The sequence below is a fragment of the Pseudomonas sp. RGB genome (assembly GCF_007713445.1).
In the GTDB taxonomy this organism is placed as follows: Bacteria; Pseudomonadota; Gammaproteobacteria; order Pseudomonadales; family Pseudomonadaceae; genus Aquipseudomonas.
This window is the reverse complement of record NZ_VMSH01000007.1, coordinates 38,122-56,715: the sequence shown is the minus strand read 5'-3', so window position 1 is coordinate 56,715 and position 18,594 is coordinate 38,122. Positions and strand designations below refer to the sequence as shown.

At 62.2% G+C, this 18,594-nt stretch carries 13 protein-coding genes; 4 read left to right on the top strand and 9 right to left on the bottom strand.

Annotated elements, in window-relative coordinates; genetic code table 11:
* Positions 1-12 precede the first annotated feature (12 nt).
* Both FPT15_RS16280 and FPT15_RS16275 read left to right on the top strand, forming a co-directional pair.
* Positions 13-2,571 carry a TonB-dependent receptor gene (locus FPT15_RS16280; protein WP_145162817.1) on the top strand — a complete coding sequence of 853 codons (2,559 nt, stop codon included), beginning with the start codon at positions 13-15 and terminating at the stop codon, positions 2,569-2,571.
* Between the two features lie 264 nt (positions 2,572-2,835).
* Positions 2,836-3,735 carry a DMT family transporter gene (locus FPT15_RS16275; RefSeq protein WP_145162815.1) on the top strand — a complete coding sequence of 300 codons (900 nt, stop codon included), beginning with the start codon at positions 2,836-2,838 and terminating at the stop codon, positions 3,733-3,735.
* A 147-nt stretch (positions 3,736-3,882) separates the two neighbouring features.
* Here the strand turns inward: FPT15_RS16275 and FPT15_RS16270 are convergent, their stop codons facing one another.
* The 4 genes from FPT15_RS16270 to FPT15_RS16255 form a co-directional block, all read right to left on the bottom strand.
* Positions 3,883-5,100, bottom strand: a complete 1,218-nt coding sequence (locus FPT15_RS16270) for an SAM-dependent methyltransferase (RefSeq protein ID WP_145162813.1) — start codon at positions 5,098-5,100, stop codon at positions 3,883-3,885.
* 222 nt (positions 5,101-5,322) lie between these two features.
* Positions 5,323-5,940, bottom strand: a complete 618-nt coding sequence (locus FPT15_RS16265; protein ID WP_145162811.1) for a TPM domain-containing protein — start codon at positions 5,938-5,940, stop codon at positions 5,323-5,325.
* A 31-nt stretch (positions 5,941-5,971) separates the two neighbouring features.
* Complete coding sequence (locus tag FPT15_RS16260) at positions 5,972-6,661, bottom strand: YgcG family protein (RefSeq protein WP_145162809.1); 690 nt, start codon at positions 6,659-6,661, stop codon at positions 5,972-5,974.
* An 18-nt stretch (positions 6,662-6,679) separates the two neighbouring features.
* Positions 6,680-7,291 carry a LemA family protein gene (locus FPT15_RS16255; protein WP_106577060.1) on the bottom strand — a complete coding sequence of 204 codons (612 nt, stop codon included), beginning with the start codon at positions 7,289-7,291 and terminating at the stop codon, positions 6,680-6,682.
* A 243-nt stretch (positions 7,292-7,534) separates the two neighbouring features.
* Between FPT15_RS16255 and bglX the strand changes: the two genes are divergently transcribed.
* Together bglX and FPT15_RS16245 are read left to right on the top strand one after the other, a co-directional pair.
* Positions 7,535-9,826, top strand: coding sequence for a beta-glucosidase BglX (bglX, locus tag FPT15_RS16250; protein WP_145162807.1), 2,292 nt, complete (start codon positions 7,535-7,537; stop codon positions 9,824-9,826).
* Positions 9,827-10,133: 307 nt separating this feature from the next.
* The gene (locus FPT15_RS16245) at positions 10,134-13,031 is read left to right on the top strand and encodes a S8 family serine peptidase (RefSeq protein WP_178119705.1); all 2,898 of its coding nucleotides are present in this window, start codon (positions 10,134-10,136) and stop codon (positions 13,029-13,031) included.
* A 21-nt stretch (positions 13,032-13,052) separates the two neighbouring features.
* On the opposite strand, the gene FPT15_RS16240 is transcribed toward FPT15_RS16245, so the two are convergent.
* From FPT15_RS16240 to FPT15_RS16220, 5 genes are all read right to left on the bottom strand, one after another.
* Positions 13,053-14,210, bottom strand: coding sequence for a phosphatidylserine/phosphatidylglycerophosphate/cardiolipin synthase family protein (locus FPT15_RS16240; RefSeq protein WP_145162803.1), 1,158 nt, complete (start codon positions 14,208-14,210; stop codon positions 13,053-13,055).
* Between the two features lies 1 nt (position 14,211).
* Positions 14,212-14,793, bottom strand: a complete 582-nt coding sequence (locus FPT15_RS16235) for a YceI family protein (RefSeq protein WP_145162801.1) — start codon at positions 14,791-14,793, stop codon at positions 14,212-14,214.
* Positions 14,794-14,969: 176 nt separating this feature from the next.
* A complete protein-coding gene (locus FPT15_RS16230; protein ID WP_145162799.1) occupies positions 14,970-15,740 on the bottom strand; it encodes an IclR family transcriptional regulator in 771 nt (256 codons plus the stop codon).
* Positions 15,741-15,804: 64 nt separating this feature from the next.
* On the bottom strand, positions 15,805-17,247 hold the full coding sequence (locus tag FPT15_RS16225; RefSeq protein ID WP_145162797.1) for an amidase: 1,443 nt from the start codon (positions 17,245-17,247) through the stop codon (positions 15,805-15,807).
* The gene (locus FPT15_RS16220; protein WP_145162795.1) at positions 17,244-18,554 is read right to left on the bottom strand and encodes a citrate-proton symporter; all 1,311 of its coding nucleotides are present in this window, start codon (positions 18,552-18,554) and stop codon (positions 17,244-17,246) included. Before FPT15_RS16220 ends, FPT15_RS16225 begins: the two co-directional genes overlap by 4 nt.
* Between the last annotated feature and the right edge of the window lie 40 nt (positions 18,555-18,594).

Sequence of the window (18,594 nt, the reverse complement as noted above, 5' to 3'; positions counted from 1 at the left end):
CCGGGGGATTTCATGTTTCGCGCGCCTTGCCACGCTTCGCACCTGTTTGTTCGACCGACGCTGATTGCCACCTGCCTGGCGTTCAGCCTCAATGCCCAGGCCGAGTCTTTCAAGCTGCAACTGCCCGCCCAGCCGCTGGCCACGTCCCTGAGCCAAGTGGCGCAGCAGGCGAAAATCCAGCTGCTGTTCGATGAAACACTGCTCAAGAACGTGCAGGCGCCGGCGCTCAATGGCGACTTCACCCCCGACGTGGCGATTCGCAGCCTGCTCAAAAACGGCGAGTTCACCCTGATCAAGGTCGGCACCACCTACGTGGTCCGCCCCGACGAGGGCAAAACCACCCAGAGCAGCGCGATTCAGCTGGACGCACTCAGCGTGATCGGCACCGGTAACGAGGTCGACTCAAGCACCGTCAACCGCTCCACCCTCAGCCAGGCCGACATCGACCGCTACCAGTCCAATAACATCCCCAGCCTGTTGCAGACCTTGCCCGGCGTGAGCCAGGGCGGTTCGCTCAAACCCGGTGGCCAGACCATCAACATCCGTGGTTTTGGCGATGCCGAAGATGTGCCCATGACCGTCGACGGCGCCACCAAAAGCGGCTTTGAGCGCTACCAGCAAGGCACGGTGTTTATCGAGCCCGAGCTGATCAAAAGCATCGAGGTGGAGAAAGGCCCCAACTCACCGTTCACCGGCAACGGCGGCTTTGGCGGCACGGTCAACATGACCACCAAAGATGCCCCGGACCTGCTCCAGGACGGTCGCAACAGCGGCGCGATGCTCAAGTACGGCTACTCCAGCAACGACCACGAACAGGTTTACAGCGGTGCCGTGTATGGCCGCACCGACGACGGCCGTTTCGACGCGCTGGCCTACCTGACACAGCGCGACGGCGGCGACATGAAAGTCGCCGCCAAGCTGCCCAACGACAACAACGAATACCCGGTCAACCCGCAGCGCCTGCCCAACAGCGCCCAGGATGTGGACGGCAAGTTGTTCAAGGTCAACGCCCACTTGACCGAAGAACACAGCGTCGGGTTTTCCTACTCGCGTTCCCACAGCAATCGCTGGACACCTTTTTCTGCTGCCAGCTACCCGACGCCGCCGACCCAGGCCAATATCGATCGCTACGGCTACGAAGGGGCGTTGAAGCGTTTTTTAGCCCAACGTGACACCGTCGACACCACCTGGTCGGGCAAGTATGAATACCAGCCCGTGGACAACCCGCTGGTGGACCTGACCGTCAAATATTCCCAGTCCAACACCGACCAGACCGACGAGCGCGACGCCACGGCGTTTTTCCAGCTGGCCACCGGCGGGCGCAAGATGGACACGTCCTACACCGACAAAAACCTCGACATCCGCAACGTCAGCCTGTTTGACACCGGGCCCTTGCAGCATGCGGTCACCGTGGGTGGGCAGATCCGCAAGCACATCCGCGAAACCGAGATGTGGATGCCGGGCACCACCTACAACACGGCGCGCTACAACTACGGGCATTTCCAGCCGGGTTTCATGCCCCACGGCAAGGTCGATACGCAGAGCTTGTTTGTCCAGGATGCGGTGACCGTGGGCGATGTGACCATCACCCCGTCCCTGCGCTACGACCACGTGCGCAACCGCGGCGAAGGCAACGATGCGCCTTACTACAACAACCCGGACCCGTCGTTCGGCCACGATTACAGCGACCGCACCTACACCGGCTGGTCGCCACGCCTGGCGTTGTTCTGGAACGTCACACCGAACCTGGGGTTGTTCGCCAACTGGAGCAAAACCTGGCGCGCGCCGGTCATCGACGAGCAGTATGAAGTGCAAGGCCTGGGCAGCCGCACTGCCACCAGCGTCGACCTTGACCCGGAGCGCATCACGTCGATCACCGTGGGCAGCGTCGTCAGCTTCGATAACCTGATCGCCCACGACGACAACCTGCAAGTGCGCACCACGCTGTTCCACAACAAAGTCGAAGACGAAATCTTCAAGGCCACCGGCGTCGGCTGCCAGAACCAGGCCGTCAACGGCGGCACGATTTCCAGCGCCTGCCCGGCCGGGGCGATGCCCAATTACCGCAACATCGGCGGCCTGACCATCAAGGGCTTTGAACTCGAATCGTTCTATAACTCCACCTACCTGTTCAGCTCGGTGTCGTTCGCCTACGCCAAAGGTGATCACCAAGGCGCCTACACCAACCCATGGGGGCCGGATGTGGCGGCACGTGACATTCCACCGACCAAATGGGTGCTGGTGCTGGGCACCAATATTCCCGCCTGGGATGCCCAGGTGGGCTGGATAGGCCAGTTCGTCGGCGCCACCGACCGCCTGCCCAGCGACACATATTCCGGCGGGCCGGGCAGCAGCGTGGGCGACCTGTTCTACGACCAGTACGGTAACAAGGCCTACAACACCCAGGGGCTGTTCGCCAAATGGAAACCGCAACAGGCTTACCTGAAAGGCACCGAGGTGAGTTTCACCGTGGACAACCTGCTCAACAACGACTTCCGCCCGGCCCTGAGTGGCGACCGTGCCTACACCAAAGGGCGCGATGCGAAGATCAGCATTACGCGGTTCTTCTAAGGTTAGGCGCTGCGGGTGTCTGGGTTAGTCTGCACGACCGAGGCGAGCCCTTCGCAGCCTCGCTAAAGCTCGACAGCTCCCACATGGATCTCCATTTGCTCGCGATCTTCGGTGGGCGCTGTCGAGGCGGCGAAGGCGGCGGCACTGCCAACCCGAGCGTTTGCAACTGTACGGATAAATCCGCACCCAGCTGTAGGCCAGCAATCGGCGAGGGTTGTGGCTAGATGGGCTTCCCTTGAAGCCCTCTCGATTCGGGTCCCCAGCATGAGTTCGCGCGAAAACACCGGCATGGCCCTTGGCCTGCTGGGCGTCATCATCTTCAGCCTCACCTTGCCGTTCACCCGCATCGTCGTGCAGGAAGTCCATCCGTTGCTCAACGGCCTGGGCCGCGCCTTGTTCGCGGCGATTCCGGCGGCGGCGCTGTTGCTGTGGCGCCGCGAGCGCTGGCCCACCTGGCGCCAGGTGCGCGGGCTGTGCCTGGTGATAGCTGGCGTGATCCTCGGTTTCCCGGTGCTGTCAGCCTGGGCCATGCAAACCTTGCCAGCCTCCCATGGCGCGCTGGTCAACGGCCTGCAGCCGCTGTGCGTGGCGCTGTATGCGGCGTGGCTGTCCCATGAGCGGCCGTCAAAAGCCTTCTGGGCCTGTGCGGCGCTGGGCAGTGCATTGGTGTTGAGTTACGCGTTGATCACCGGTGCCGGCAGTGTCCAGGCCGGTGATTTGCTGATGCTCGGCGCGATTGCCGTGGGCGGCCTGGGGTATGCCGAAGGTGGCCGCCTGGCCAAGGAAATGGGCGGCTGGCAGGTGATCTGCTGGGCGCTGGTGCTGTCGACGCCGGTGTTGATCGGCCCGGTGTGGTACCTGGCGGCGCAGCATCAAGGGGCGATTTCCACGCGTGCCTGGTGGGCGTTTGGTTACGTGTCGCTGTTCTCGCAGTTCCTGGGGTTCTTCGCCTGGTACGCCGGGTTGGCCATGGGCGGCATTGCGCGGGTCAGCCAGATCCAGTTGCTGCAGATCTTCTTCACCATCGCGTTTTCGGCGTTGTTCTTTGGTGAGCATATCGAGCCGATCACCTGGCTGTTTGCCTGCGGGGTGATCGTGACGGTGATGCTGGGGCGCAAGACGGCGGTGCAGCCAGCGCCTGCCGCCAAGGTGAACGCAATCTGATGTGAAGGCACGCGTGTGTGGGAGCTGGCTTGTGTGGGAGCTGGCTTGCCTGCGATGCAGACAACTCGGTCTATCAGAAAACCGAGGTGACGCTATCGCGGGCAAGCCCGGCTCCCACACAAGCCCACTCCCACAGGGGCTCTGTGTTCAGTTCAAGAACCCATCCGCGCGCAGCAGGGTTTCCAGGCAGTGTTCGCTGATCTGGTAGAACGCCTTCAGCGCCTGGATTTTCTCCAGCAACTGCGCGTTGTCCACCGGCTCGCTGCGCTTGATCGCCAGGATCATCTTGTTCTTGTTGGTGTGTTCCAACGAGATGAACTCGAACACCTTGGTCTCATAACCGCAGGCCTCGAGGTACAGCGCACGCAGGCTGTCGGTGACCATTTCCGCCTGTTGGCCCAGGTGCAGGCCGTATTGCAGCATCGGCTTGAGCAGCACCGGGCTCTGGATCTGCAGGCGAATCTGTTTGTGGCAGCACGGCGAGCACATGATGATCGACGCGCCCGAACGGATACCGGTGTGGATCGCGTAATCGGTGGCAATGTCACAGGCATGCAGCGCAATCATCACGTCCAGGTCGCTCGGCGCCACGCTGCGCACGTCACCGCACTTGAACACCAGCCCCGGGTGTTCCAGGCGTGCGGCCGCGCTGTTGCACAACGTCACCATGTCTTCGCGCAGTTCCACGCCAGTCACTTCGCCCTCGGCCTTGAGGGTGTTGCGCAGGTAATCGTGGATGGCGAAGGTCAGGTAACCCTTGCCCGAACCGAAATCGGCGACGCGCACCGGCTGGTCCAGTTTCAGCGGCGACGAGGTCAGCGCATGGCTGAACACTTCAATGAACTTGTTGATCTGTTTCCACTTGCGCGACATCGACGGGATCAGCGCCTGCTTGGCGTCGGTCACGCCCAGGTCGGCGAGGAATGGCCGGCTCAGGTCAAGAAAACGATTTTTCTCGCGGTTGTGCTCGGCGGACGGCGCCTCACGCAGTTGCTGGGGCTTGCTTTTGAACAGCGAGCTTTTGTTCTTCTTGCTGTATTCCAGCTGGGCTTCGTCGGTCAGCGCCAGCAAATGCGCATTCTTGAACGAGGTAGGCAGCAGCGCGGCAATCGCTGCCACGCCCTCGGCCAGCGGCAAGTTCTTGGTGATATCGCGGGTCTTGTAGCGGTAGACGAAGGACAGGCAGGCCTGCTCCTTGACCTCGACCGGCTTGATGATCAGCCGTTGCAACTCGGCTTCTTCACCCACGTATTTGGCCAGCACCAGCTTGATAAACGCATTCTGCGCCAGGCTTGCGCTCAGCAGTTCGATGAACTGGGCGTGATGATCCGGCGCAGGGCGGGCAGGTTGAGCGGTGACGGACATGAACAAAAACGCCTCGGGCTGGGAATGCCGGGCATTTTAGGGGGGATGAAGGTTTAGGGCACGGGGTTATTTGATCAACGGTCGACTCGTCCAGCCTGCACAGCTCCAAATGTGGGAGGGGGCTTGCCCCCGATCGCGGTGTATCAGCTCCACATCAGTTGATTGACACACTGCCATCGGGGGCAAGCCCCCTCCCACATTTTTGCTCCCGTGGTGATTGGGTTATTCGAGTACGACCAGGCGGTTGGGCAGTTCATTACGGGTTTGCGTCACCGGCACATGCACCTTGAGCAACTCACCGCAGGCCTCGATGCACGCAATAAACCCGGCCAACGTCTGCCCCTGCTTCACCTGCTGGGTGAACGCCTTGACGATGGTGTCCCAACTGCTGTCATCCATCCGCTTGGAAATGCCCTCGTCCACCAGGATTTCCACATAGCGCTCCGCCTCACTGACAAAAATCAGCACCCCAGTGCCGCCCAGCGTGTGGTGCAGGTTCTGCTCCAGAAACTGGCGGCGCGCCAGGTTCGACGCGCGCCAATGCCGCACTGAACGCGGGATCAGACGCGTGGTGACTTTCGGCAGGCGAAACACCAGGCACAACACGATAAACGTCGCCCACTGTGCCAGCAGCAAGGTGTACATGGTCAGGTAGCCCGATAGGTAGTGCACGATGCCAGGCACCACCAGGGCGATCAGGCTGGCCCAGAGCAGCGGGATGTACGCGTAATCATCGGCACGCGCCGCCAGCACGGTAACCAGTTCGGCATCGGTGGTTTTTTCGACCCGAGCGATCGCCTCAGCGACCTGGCGTTGCTCGTGTTCACTCAGTAGTGCCATGGTTGTAGATGCCCCTTTCTAGTTATTGTCATTACCAGCCACCCGAGGCCCCGCCACCGCCAAAACCACCGCCGCCGCGCCCACTGCTGCTGAGAATCGCCAGCAGGATAGCGCCAACGGGCAGGCCCAGCCGATTACACAGCCACAACACACCGATCAACAGGATGAACAAGCCGATGGAAAACCCCGGATTATCCTTGGCGAAATTTGCATCCGCCACATGCGCCGGCACGGCCAGCGGCTCGCCGCCCACCACCTGCACCATCGCCGCAACACCGTCGCTGATGCCCTGGCTGTAATTGCCGGCCTTGAACTTGGGCGCGATCACCTGGTTGATGATCACCCACGACTGCGCATCGGTCAGCACACCTTCGAGGCCATAGCCGACTTCGATGCGCAACTTGTGCTCATCACGGGCGACGATCAACAGCGCGCCATTGTCCTTGCCCTTCTGCCCGATGCCCCACTGGCGACCCAATTGGTAACCGTAGTCTTCAATGGGCACGCCTTGCAGGTCGGGCACGGTGACCACCACGATCTGGTCGCCCGAGGTTTGCTCCAGCGTCTGCAACTGCTGGGTGATCTGCTCGCGGGTTGCCGGGTCGATCATCTGGGCGCTGTCCACCACCCGCCCGGTCAAGGCCGGGAACGTCAATGCCGCCTGGGCGGCACCCACGCAGGCCAGCAACCACAGCGCCAAGCCTATCCGTAATAAACGCATCGACACCTCAGAGAAGCCTTATTTGAACTTCACTTGCGGCGCTTTATCGGCATCGGCGCTGGTGGCTTCAAACGTGGCGCGGATCGGCAAGTCGCTGTACATCACGCTGTGCCACAGGCGGCCTGGGAAGGTACGGATTTCAGTGTTGTAAGCCTGCACGGCCTGGATAAAGTCACGGCGAGCCACGGCAATGCGGTTTTCTGTGCCTTCAAGTTGCGATTGCAGGGCCAGGAAGTTCTGGTTGGCTTTCAGGTCCGGGTAGCGCTCGGACACCACCATCAAACGGCTGAGGGCGCCGCTCAAACCATCCTGGGCTTGCTGGAACTGCTTGAGTTTTTCCGGATTGTCGAGGGTGCTGGCATCCACCTGAATCGAGGTGGCCTTGGCCCGCGCTTCGATCACGGCGGTGAGGGTATCTTGCTCATGAGCTGCGTAGCCCTTGACCACTTCCACCAGGTTGGGGATCAGGTCGGCGCGGCGCTGGTACTGGTTCTGCACCTGGCCCCAGGCCGCCTTGGCCTGTTCATCCAGAGTCGGAATGGTGTTGATGCCGCAACCGCTCAGCACAGTGCTGATCAATAGCAAAGCGGCGGCTTTCAAGCCCCAGCGGTAACCTTGTGCTGCTTGCATGGTGTTTCTCCTGCCCAAACTTGATGGAAGATGACGACTAACCCTTTAAACCACGCGCTTGGGGCATAATCCGCCGCCACCACTGGATTGCATTGAGCCAATCAGCTAAAAAGATGCCCAGCGCGAATAAGAGTTCATAAGTGTCGTGCATTTAGTGCAATAACACTCGAACAACAACATATGTTCCCCACATTTTGGCAGAGCGGCGCATTTTCGCTGTGCAGTAGCCGAAAAAGGATATTCATGAAGAAGCTGTGTTTGCTCGGCCTTGTTGCCACGCTGGCCACTCACCCCGTCTGGGCAGAAACAAAGCCTGCTGCGCTTAAAGACAAGGACGCCTTTGTCAGCGACCTGCTCAAGCAGATGACCCTGGATGAAAAGATCGGCCAATTGCGCCTGATCAGCATCGGCCCCGAAATGCCCCGCGAGCTGATCCGCAAGGAAATCGCCACCGGCCGTATCGGCGGCACCTTCAACTCGATCACCCGCCCGGAAAACCGTCCGATGCAGGACGCGGCCATGCGCAGCCGGTTGAAGATCCCGATGTTCTTCGCCTATGACGTGATCCACGGCCACCGCACGATCTTCCCGATCAGCCTGGCCCTGGCCTCCAGCTGGGACATGGACGCCATCGGCCGCTCCGGGCGCATCGCCGCCCAGGAAGCCGCCGCCGACAGCCTCGACATCACGTTTGCGCCAATGGTCGACATCTCCCGCGACCCACGCTGGGGCCGTACGTCCGAAGGCTTTGGCGAAGACACCTACCTGGTCTCGCGCATTGCCGAGGTCATGGTCAAGGCCTTCCAGGGCGCCAGCCCCGCCAATGCCGACAGCATCATGGCCAGCGTCAAGCATTTCGCCCTGTACGGCGCGGTAGAAGGCGGTCGCGACTACAACGTGGTCGACATGAGCCCGGTCAAGATGTACCAGGACTACCTGCCGCCGTACCACGCGGCAATCAAGGCCGGCTCCGGCAGCGTGATGGTGGCGTTGAACTCGATCAACGGCGTGCCCGCCACCGCCAACACTTGGCTGATGAACGACTTGCTGCGCAAGGACTGGGGCTTCAAAGGCCTGGCCGTCAGTGACCACGGCGCGATCTTCGAGCTGATCAAGCACGGCGTGGCCAAGGACGGGCGTGAAGCCGCCAAGCTGGCGATCAAGGCCGGCATCGACATGAGCATGAACGACTCGCTGTATGGCAAGGAATTGCCCGGGCTGCTCAAGTCCGGCGAAATCGAACAGAGCGACATCGACAACGCCGTGCGCGAAGTGCTCGGTGCCAAGTACGACATGGGCCTGTTCAAAGACCCTTACCTGCGCATCGGCAAGGCCGAGGATGACCCGGCCGACACCTATGCCGAGAGCCGCCTGCACCGCGCCGACGCCCGTGATATCGCGCGGCGCAGCCTGGTGCTGCTGAAAAACCAGAACGACACCCTGCCGCTGAAAAAATCCGCGACCATCGCGCTGGTCGGCCCGCTGGCCAAGGCCCCTATCGACATGATGGGCAGCTGGGCTGCCGCCGGTAAGCCTGAACAATCGGTGACCCTGCTCGACGGCATCAATGCCGTGATCGGCGAAAAAGGCAAAGTGATCTACGCGCGTGGCGCCAACATCACCAACGACAAGGCCGTGGTCGACTACCTCAACTTCCTCAACTTCGATGCGCCGGAAGTGGTGGATGACACCCGCCCAGCCCAAGTGCTGATCGACGAAGCGGTGAAAGCGGCGAAGGATGCTGACGTGGTGGTGGCGGCCGTAGGTGAGTCGCGTGGCATGTCCCACGAATCCTCGAGCCGCACCGATTTGAACATCCCGCAAAGCCAGCGCGACCTGATCAAGGCCCTCAAAGCCACCGGCAAACCGTTGGTGCTGGTGCTGATGAACGGCCGCCCACTGTCGATTCTCGACGAGAACCAACAAGCCGACGCGATCCTCGAAACCTGGTTCGCCGGCACCGAAGGCGGCAACGCAATTGCCGACGTGCTGTTCGGTGACTACAACCCGTCGGGCAAGCTGCCGATCACCTTCCCACGTTCGGTGGGGCAGATTCCGACCTACTACAACCACCTGAGCATTGGCCGGCCCTTCACGCCGGGCAAGCCGGGCAACTACACCTCGCAATACTTCGATGACGTCACCGGGCCGCTGTTCCCGTTTGGTTATGGCCTGAGCTACACCACGTTCAGCCTGTCCGACATGGCGCTGTCGTCCACGACCCTGAACAAGACCGGCAAGCTCGACGCCAGCGTCACGCTGAAGAACACCGGCAAGGTCGACGGCGAAACCGTAGTGCAGCTGTATATCCAGGACGTGGCCGGCTCGATGATCCGCCCGGTGAAGGAGCTGAAGAACTTCCAGAAGGTCATGCTCAAGGCCGGTGAAGAGCGCACGCTGCACTTCACCATCACCGAGGAGGACCTGAAGTTCTACAACACCCAGCTCAAATTCGCCGCGGAACCGGGCCAGTTCAATGTGCAGATCGGGCTGGATTCCCAGGACGTGCAGCAGCAGACGTTCGAGTTGCTGTAATACGTGCAGCCCCCTCTTCGTGGGAGAGGGGGCTTGCGCCCTTCCCCGCCTCAGTCAGTAAAAAGTCAGCGTTCCCTCCCCGCTTCAAGCCAAGTCCTACATCACGCTCCCGGCCTACTCACGCACGCTATTGACCCGAAATAACTGTGCAGGTGTGTGGACCATGTCGCCCCCGAAAACCGTTCGAGCGCCCGCAACACAGGCGCCCGCTCAATCACCATTCAAGCCAGCGGCTGTCGCCCTCTGTGTGCTCGGATGCCTGTCGAGCCTGTCGGTTCAAGCAACCAGCTACGTCGAACAAGGCCGCTTGCACGATGCAGCCAGCTGGCACAGTCCAGAGTTCAACAAAGACTGGGGGCTGGGTGCAGTCGGTGCCGACGACGCCTACGCCAGGGGGTTGAGCGGCACAGGCGTGCGGGTGGGGGTTTACGATTCTGGAACCGATGTACGCCACCCTGAATTTGCCGGCAAGCCCCATTCCGGGGTGCGCCTGGCCGACCCTGGCTGCATGAGTGAGACAGTGCTGGCCGATGGCTGCTTTTTCAGCGAGGGTGAGCGTTCCGCGGTAAACGTCATCGACTCACTGCCTCCCGAAGCCTTGCTTGGCCTGGAGGAGGCCATTGCCGATGGCGACATCACCCGCGAAGAGCTTGATAACTATCTGAAAAATGTGAGCACTCAGTACAACGCTCACGGCACGCACGTTGCCGGCAGGATAGTCGCCAACCGTGATGGCTCTGGCATCCAGGGCGTGGCCTACGGCGCGCACATGAGTGCCGTGCGCAAATTCAGTAACAGTTACCTTGGCGGGCCGGGTTTAAGCCCTTTCAACGTCACCAACGTGACGCCTGCAGCCGTGAGCATGGCCTACGCGCAACTGCACGAACAACAGGTACGCGTGGTCAATCACAGTTGGGGCACACCTACGCCCCTGGCGGGTGAGGCAGAACTCGACGCCTTCCTGGCCGAGATAAATCAATATCAAGAGCTCAAGGCCACAGCCGAGGGTGCAATCAAATACGGCATGTTGCAGGTATGGGCAGCGGGCAATACCGACACGGCCAACGCCTCGCCCCAAACAGCACCGTTTACCGGCGTCCATTCGAGCCTGCCCCGCGCAATCAAGGCGCTGGAGCCCTATTGGCTGACCGTGGTCAACCTTGATCAAAGCCTGACATTGAGCAATCGCTCCTACCGTTGCGGCTTCAGCAAAGACTGGTGCCTGGCCGCACCCGGAGCGAATATCACCTCAGCCTGGGTGTCGGGTTCGATCACCACCGAAAACCACCATGACGCCGACGGCGAAGTCGATGGTTTCAAGGTGACCGGCGACAATCCCGCGTTCAACTACCTGACCGCCTCCGGCACCTCCATCGCCGCCCCGCACGTGACCGGCGGGCTGGCCCTGCTGATGGAACGCTTCCCCTACCTCGACAATCCGCAAATCCGCGATGTGTTGCTGACCACCGCCACCGACCTGGGCGAGCCTGGCGTAGACGACGTCTATGGCTGGGGCCTCATGAACCTGAAAAAAGCCATCGATGGACCCGGCCAACTGCGGGTCGACACCGTGGTGAACATGGACCGCCCCGCCGGCGGCGCCAGGGTCTGGCAAGGCGGCGCCTGGGACGACTGGCGCAACGACATCAGCGGCCCGGGGCACCTGGAAAAAACCGGCATCGGCTGGCTGCGCCTGAGCGGCAACAACAGCTTTGCCGGCGTCACGCTCAAAGAGGGTGTTCTGGAGCTGGACGCCACCAATAACCTCAAGGGTGACGTTAACCTCGAAGGCGGTCTGCTGCGCCTGAATGGTTTGCTGGCCGTCGAGGGCAACTACCAACAGGCAGCCGGTTCAACCCTGATGACCGGGCTGACCAGCCAAACGGCCCCGGCCAGATTGCAGGTCGAACATCAGGCGTCCATCAACGGCGGCTCGTTGTACCTGAGTGCACAACCCAACCACTATTACCTGGGCCAGCGTTACAGCATCCTTCAAGCCCAAGGTGGGTTGAATGGCGAATTTACCTCGGTAGACCGCCGCGAGTTCTCGCCTTTCCTCAGCGTTTCCCAGGTCAAGCAAGGCAATAACTTGCTGGTGGAGTTTGGCCGCGGTCAGTCACTGGCATCGGCGGCGCAGACTGCTAACCAACGCGCCGTCGCCCATGCGGCGGATGCTGAAACCCAAGCCTCGCCGCTGCTGCAACGCCTGACCGCGCTGTTTCCCGAGCAGGCACCTTCAGCCCTGGACCCGTTGAGCGGCGAACTGCATGCCAGCACCCAAGCGGTGCTGATTGAAAACAGCCGTGTCGTGCGCCAGGCCGCACTCGACCGTCAGCGCCTGGCGCAAGACAGCCGCGACGCCGCACTCGACGCCAAGAACCAAGGCATCTGGGTGCAACTGCCGCGTCAATCCGGCCAACTCGCAGGCGACAGCAACACCACGCGCACTCACCACAACGGCACGGGCCTGCTGTTGGGGTTCGACCACACGCTGGAGCAAGGCACTCGCGTGGGCGTGGTCGCCGGCAGCGGCCGCACGGAGGTGAGGGCCGGTTCGCGTGGCAAAGCCAGCGTCGACACCTACCAATTGGCCCTGCATGCCGGCCACACATGGGACGCGTTCGGCGTGTATGGCGGCATCGCCTATGCGCAACATGAGATCGAGACAAAACGCCGCGTCAGCTTCCCCGGCGTCGACAACCGCCTGACCGCCACATACGCCAGCGGCACCGTGCAGGCGTTTGCCGAGGCCAACTATAGGTTCAGCCATGCCTTCTGGGACTGGCAGCCGTATCTGCAACTGGCCAATGTGCAACAGCGCAGCGAAGGCTTCAAAGAGCGCGGCGGCATGGCTGCACTGAGGGGCAAACGCTCGAAGGAAAACGTCAACCTGACCACCGGCGGTGTGCGGGTCAACCTCGACCTGGGCAAGGCGCAGATCGGCCCGTCATGGCTGAGCCTGCGTGGCGGCCTGGCTTATACCCATGCAAGCGGCGACCTGCAACCGACCACTCAGGCCGCCTGGAACGGCGGCCGCGTGATGAGCGTCAGCGGCGCGCCGTTGGATCGCCTCAGCACCCGCCTGGAACTGGGCGCCACCGCGCGCCTGAGCCGCGACAGCACGTTGGACTTGGGCTTCAGCCAACAGCGCGGTGAGCGCACGCGCGACCAAAGCCTTACGGCGCAGTACAGGTTGCAGTTTTAGTCAGCAAAGGGCGGGGGCGCCCTACCCCCGCCGATCCAACAGATTCACCACCAACCGATCAATCCAGCCCCACACCCGCTGCTTGACCCGCCGCCACAACGGCCGCGACTTCCACGCCTCCAGGCTCACGGCCTGGCTCTTGGCAAAATCGTGTTCGAAACTGCCGGCCACGGCCAGCGTCAATTGCGGGTCCAGCGCTTCCAGGTTGGCTTCCAGGTTGAAGCGCAAATTCCAGTGGTCGAAATTGCACGAGCCGATGCTCACCCAATCGTCCACCAGCACCATTTTCAGGTGCAGAAAGCACGGCTGGTATTCGAAAATCTGCACACCGGCGCGCAACAAACGCGGGTAATAACGGTGCCCGGCGTAGCGCACGGACGGGTGATCGGTGCGCGGGCCGGTGAGCAGCAAACGCACATCCACCCCACGCCCCGCCGCGCGGCGCAAGGCACGGCGCACGCTCCAGGTCGGCAGAAAATACGGCGTGGCCAGCCAGATTCTTTGCTGGCCGCTGTTCAAGGCGCGGATCAGCGACTGCAGGATATCGCGGTGCTGACGCGCGTCGGCATAGGCAACGCGCCCCAGGCCTGGCCCGGTGGCCGGCACCTTGGGCAGGCGCGGCAAACCAAAATGGGTAGCGGGCTTCCATTCACGGCGAGCGGCATTGGCATGCCATTGCCGCTCGAACAGCGCTTGCCAGTCCAGCACCAGCGGGCCGCTGATTTGCACCATCACTTCATGCCATTCGGCCGTGTCTTGCCCTGGCGTCCAGAATTCATCGGTCACGCCGGTGCCGCCGATCACGGCAATGCTCTGGTCAATCAGCAACAGCTTGCGGTGGTCGCGGTACAGATTGCGCATCCAGCGCCGCCAGCTCAGGCGATTGTAGAACCGCAGCTCCACGCCCGCGTCGGTCAGGCGCTTACGCAAACCCAGGGTAAACGCCAGGCTGCCGTAATCATCAAACAGGCAGCGCACCCGCACGCCGCGCTCGGCGGCGAGCACCAGCGCCTGCACCAAAGCGTCGGCGCAGGCGCCGGCTTCCACCAGGTACAACTCCAACTCGACTTGCCGCTCAGCGCGGGCAATGCCCGCCAGCATCTGCGGGAAGAAACGCGGGCCGTCGATCAGCAACTCGAAACGGTTGGCGCTGCGCCACGGGAAGACTGCGCCGCTCACGTCAGCGCGCCGTAAAAATCAGCACCGCACCCACCGGCACCGACAAACTGATCGACTTGAGCCCCGCCGCTTTGCGCAAGGTCGCCACGCCCGGCGCCAGGTCAAAGTCTTCGGCATGCAACACCACCGGCTCCAGGGTCACCACTTGAAAGCGTCGGTCATCCAGGCGCGTGGCCAGCAGTTCGGCGCTGTAGGTTTGGGTCTTGCCGTGCAACGTCACACTCAACGGCAGGCGCAATTCCAGCTGCGCGCCGGGGGCCAGATCGTTGATGGGTTGCAGGTTGATCTGCGCACTGATCAGCGCTTCGGGGAAGGTCTTGATGTCGAACAGGGCATTGCGCATGCGCTCATCGCGCAGCGGGATGCCACTGTTGATCGACTCCACCTCCACTTCCAACTGGGCCGCGCCCTGGCTGTCGACCTTGCCGTGCAGCACCAGAAAGCGATGCACTTCTGCAATTTCGGTGTTCTTGGTGGTGACGAACGACAGGCGTGAGGATTCGTTATCCAGATACCAGTCGGCGTGGGCGGGCATGGCGGCACAGGTCAACAGCGCGAAGGCCAGGGGTTTGACGTTGAACATAAAGACTCATGAGGCAAAAAACCTGGGCGAACCTTAAGCGCAATATCACAAGCGGCGCAAATCTAATGTGGGAGCTGGCTTGCCTGCGATTGCGGTGTATCAGTCAGCAGATTCATTCACTGACTCACCGCTTTCGCAGGCAAGCCAGCTCCCACATTTTTGTTCAGCGGTGACTGTCAGGCCAGCGCCCGTTGCACATCGCGCACCGTCGCTTCAAGGCTGGCCATATGCAAGTTCAACACGCGCTCCACCGGCGCCTGATGCATCGGCCAGTGCAACGCCATGCTGCCGACCAGGCGCCCATTGGCCTGCACCGGCAACGCCACTGCGCGAATCAGGAACGGCAGGCGTACCGGGTATTCCCAATAACCTTCGGTGCGCTGGCCAAATCCCTGGTGCTGGGTTTGCTCGCAGGTGTGCAACTGCTCATCGGCCGCCACGTGATCGCGGCCCGCCAGGCGTTGCACCTCTTCGGCGGGCAGCTGCGTCAGGCAGGCCTTGCCCATCGCCGAGTGAAACAGGCTGGCGTGCTGGCCGACGATCTGGCAATTGTTCGGATACAACTTGCGCAGCACGCTGGGGATCGCGCTTTCCATGACCTCCAGGCGCTCGCCATCAAAACAGGATAAATCCACCACCAGCCCGGTGCGTTCGCTCAATTCAAGCAGCCACGGCGCAGCGCTTTCCACCACCTGGCGCTTGAAGCGTTGCTGGGTGTCGCCGAACAAGCGCTGGGCGCGCAGGCGATAACGGCGATCGCTCAGGCCGCGATAGACCCAACCCTGCTCTTGCAGGGTCAGCAACATGCGCGACACAGTGGCCTTGGGCAAACGCGTCAGATAATGCAGCTCCTCCAACCCCAACGCCTGGTGTTCACCGAGCAATTCGACAATTGCCAGTGCGCGCTCAACCGACCGTACGGTGCCTGTCTCGGCGTGGCTGCCCATGTTCGATCTCCTTGTTGCCGGTGGATGATCATTTTTCACAGCAAGATACAGGCCCGGTTGCGCGTCAATCACCTGATTCGAGGCACGCCGGTGGCCGGCGCTGCACCCATTGCGTCAACTGCTCATGGGCGTATGCCAATTGCAGCACCGCGCGGTCGGCCTGGGCCGGGCCGATGATCTGCAGGCCCATGGGCAAGCCGCCAGGGTTGAAACCCACCGGGATGCTCATGCTCGGCAGACCGGCGAGTGTCGGCCCGATCACCACCTCCATCCAGCGGTGGTACGTGTCCATTTCGCGCCCGCCAACGAGGCGCGGCCACGCCTGTTGTGCATCGAAAGGGAACACCTGAGCGGTGGGCAGCAACAGGAAATCGTAACGTTCGAACAACTTGGCCAAGGCGCGATACCACTCGCTGCGATCCACCGACGCCTGGTACACCTGCTGGGCACTCAAGCCCAGGCCGCCCTCCACTTCCCATTGCGCCTCAGGTTTGAGCAACGCACGTTTTTTCGGGTTGGCGTAGGCCGCGCCGAGATTGCCGTGCACCAGCCAATGGCGGTGCACCAACCAACTGCGCCATAGCCGCGCCAGGGAAAACTCCGGCTGGCAGCGTTCTACTTCACACCCCAGCGTGACGAAATCACCTAGGGCCGATTCGCACAGGCTCAACACGCCGTCGTCCATTGGCAGATAGCCGTTGTAGTCCCCCAGCCAACCCAGACGCGCGCCTTTGAAGTCGCGCTGCAAGGGTTCGCCGAACACTGTCGGGTCGTCTTTGGATGACAACGGCACCCGCGGGTCGTAACCGGCCTGGATGCTCAGCAACCGCGCCACATCGGTGACACTGCGGCCCATCGGGCCTTCGGTGCCCAGTTGCTGCACGAACACTTCCGGCATCGGCCCGTGCGGCACGCGCCCTTGCGACGGGCGCAGGCCGAACACATTGTTGAACGCGGCCGGGTTGCGCAGCGAGCCCATCATGTCGCTGCCATCGGCCACCGGCAGCATGCGCAGCGCCAGGGCCACCGCCGCCCCGCCACTGCTGCCGCCCGCCACCAGGCGTGGGTCATACGCATTGCCGGTGGTGCCGAACAGGGTGTTGTAGGTCTGCGAGCCGAGGCCGAATTCGGGCACGTTGGTCTTGCCGATAATGATCGCGCCGCTGGCCCGCACCCGCGCCACGCTAATGGCATCTTCGCTGGGTACATGCTCGGCAAACAACGGCGAGCCCAAGGTGGTGCGCAGGCCCTTGGTGGCGGCCAGGTCCTTGATCGCCTGGGGCATGCCGTGCATCCAGCCGCGCGATTGGCCCTGATCCAGTTCGCGATCACAGGCCCGGGCCTCGGCCAGTACGACGTCGGCGTCGCGCAACGACACCAGCGCATTCACGCGCGGGTTAAAGCGCTGGATCTGCGCCAGGTACGCGTGCATCACGTCTTCACACGACACTTGCCGCGCATGAATCGCCCGCGACAGCTCAGTCGCGTCCCACTCAACGATGCTCAAGGCTTCACCTCACTTGAAAACGGCAGCGCTTTCTTCGCTCGCGGTGCCTCCTGCATGCAGTAAGTGCCCAGCAGCGTCAGCACGCAAGCGAACAACACGTAAAACGATGGCGCCACTGGCGTGCCCAACACTTTGGTCAGCCAGGTGACGATCAACGGCGCAAAGCCGCCGAACACCATCACCGCCACGTTATAGGCCACCGACACGCCGGTCGAGCGCACCTCGATAGGGAACTGCTCGGCCAAGGCCGTCGGCGCCGGGCCAAAGAAACCGCCGATGGCCGTGCAGAGCAGCATTTGCATCACCAGCAAACGCTCAATCGATGGCGCGGCGGCCACCCACACATACAACGGGTAGACCATCACGAAGAAGGCCAGGGTAAAAGCCATCAACACCGGCCGCCGCCCGAGGCGATCCGAGAGCAGGCCGGACAGCGGAATCACCACGGTCATCAGCGCCACCGCAAACATCTGCACCATCAGCACTTGGTCCAGCCGCAGGCCGAGGCTTTTGTGGGCGAAGGTCGGCATATTCACCAGCACCACGTAAAACGACACCGTCGCGCCGCAAGCCAGGCCCATCGACACCAGGATGCTGCGCCGATGCTCGCGAATCACGTCCATCAGGCTCGGCGCCGGGCCGGTGGCCAGCTTGCGTGCCTGGATAAACTCTTCCGGGTCTTCCATGTGCCGGCGAATCCACAGCCCCACCGGACCGATCAGCAAACCCAATACGAACGGCACACGCCAGCCCCACAGGTCGAGGGTTTGCGGCGCAAAGAAATGCGTGGCCAGCGCGACCATCGCCGCACCACCAAACACCGCCAGGCATTGCCCCACCAACTGCCAGGAGCCATACAAACCCTTGCGATGGGCCGGTGCACTCTCCACCAGAAACGCCGTGGCACTCGCGTACTCACCGCCAGTGGCAAAGCCTTGAAGCATGCGCGCCACCACGATCAGCAACGGCGCGCCCATGCCGATGGCGGCGTAATTGGGCGCAAAGGCGATCAGTGCGATGGACACCGTCATCAGCCGGATAATCAGCTGCATCGCCGCCTTGCGGCCTTTGCGGTCGGAGTAGATGCCCAGCAGGATGCCGCCCACCGGGCGCATGAAAAAGCCCACGCCGAAGGTGGCCAAGGCCATCAACAGCGAGGCGTACTCGTCCTCCGAGGGGAAAAACTGCCGGGCGATGATGCTGGCCAGAAAGCCGTAAACGATGAAGTCATACCATTCCAGCGCATTGCCGATCACGGCCGCCACCACCTGGCGGGTGCGCGAAACACCGGGTTTTGAAATCTGCATGAGGAACACTCCATTCAACCGATAAGGGAAAGGGGCCAGC

Coding starts and splice junctions, on each gene's coding strand:
- FPT15_RS16280 (WP_145162817.1), top strand. CDS start 13: ATGTTTCGCGCGCCTTGCCACGCTTCGCACCTGTTTGTTCGACCGACG.
- FPT15_RS16275 (WP_145162815.1), top strand. CDS start 2,836: ATGAGTTCGCGCGAAAACACCGGCATGGCCCTTGGCCTGCTGGGCGTC.
- FPT15_RS16270 (WP_145162813.1), bottom strand. CDS start 5,100: ATGTCCGTCACCGCTCAACCTGCCCGCCCTGCGCCGGATCATCACGCC.
- FPT15_RS16265 (WP_145162811.1), bottom strand. CDS start 5,940: ATGGCACTACTGAGTGAACACGAGCAACGCCAGGTCGCTGAGGCGATC.
- FPT15_RS16260 (WP_145162809.1), bottom strand. CDS start 6,661: ATGCGTTTATTACGGATAGGCTTGGCGCTGTGGTTGCTGGCCTGCGTG.
- FPT15_RS16255 (WP_106577060.1), bottom strand. CDS start 7,291: ATGCAAGCAGCACAAGGTTACCGCTGGGGCTTGAAAGCCGCCGCTTTG.
- bglX (WP_145162807.1), top strand. CDS start 7,535: ATGAAGAAGCTGTGTTTGCTCGGCCTTGTTGCCACGCTGGCCACTCAC.
- FPT15_RS16235 (WP_145162801.1), bottom strand. CDS start 14,793: ATGTTCAACGTCAAACCCCTGGCCTTCGCGCTGTTGACCTGTGCCGCC.
- FPT15_RS16230 (WP_145162799.1), bottom strand. CDS start 15,740: ATGGGCAGCCACGCCGAGACAGGCACCGTACGGTCGGTTGAGCGCGCA.
- FPT15_RS16220 (WP_145162795.1), bottom strand. CDS start 18,554: ATGCAGATTTCAAAACCCGGTGTTTCGCGCACCCGCCAGGTGGTGGCG.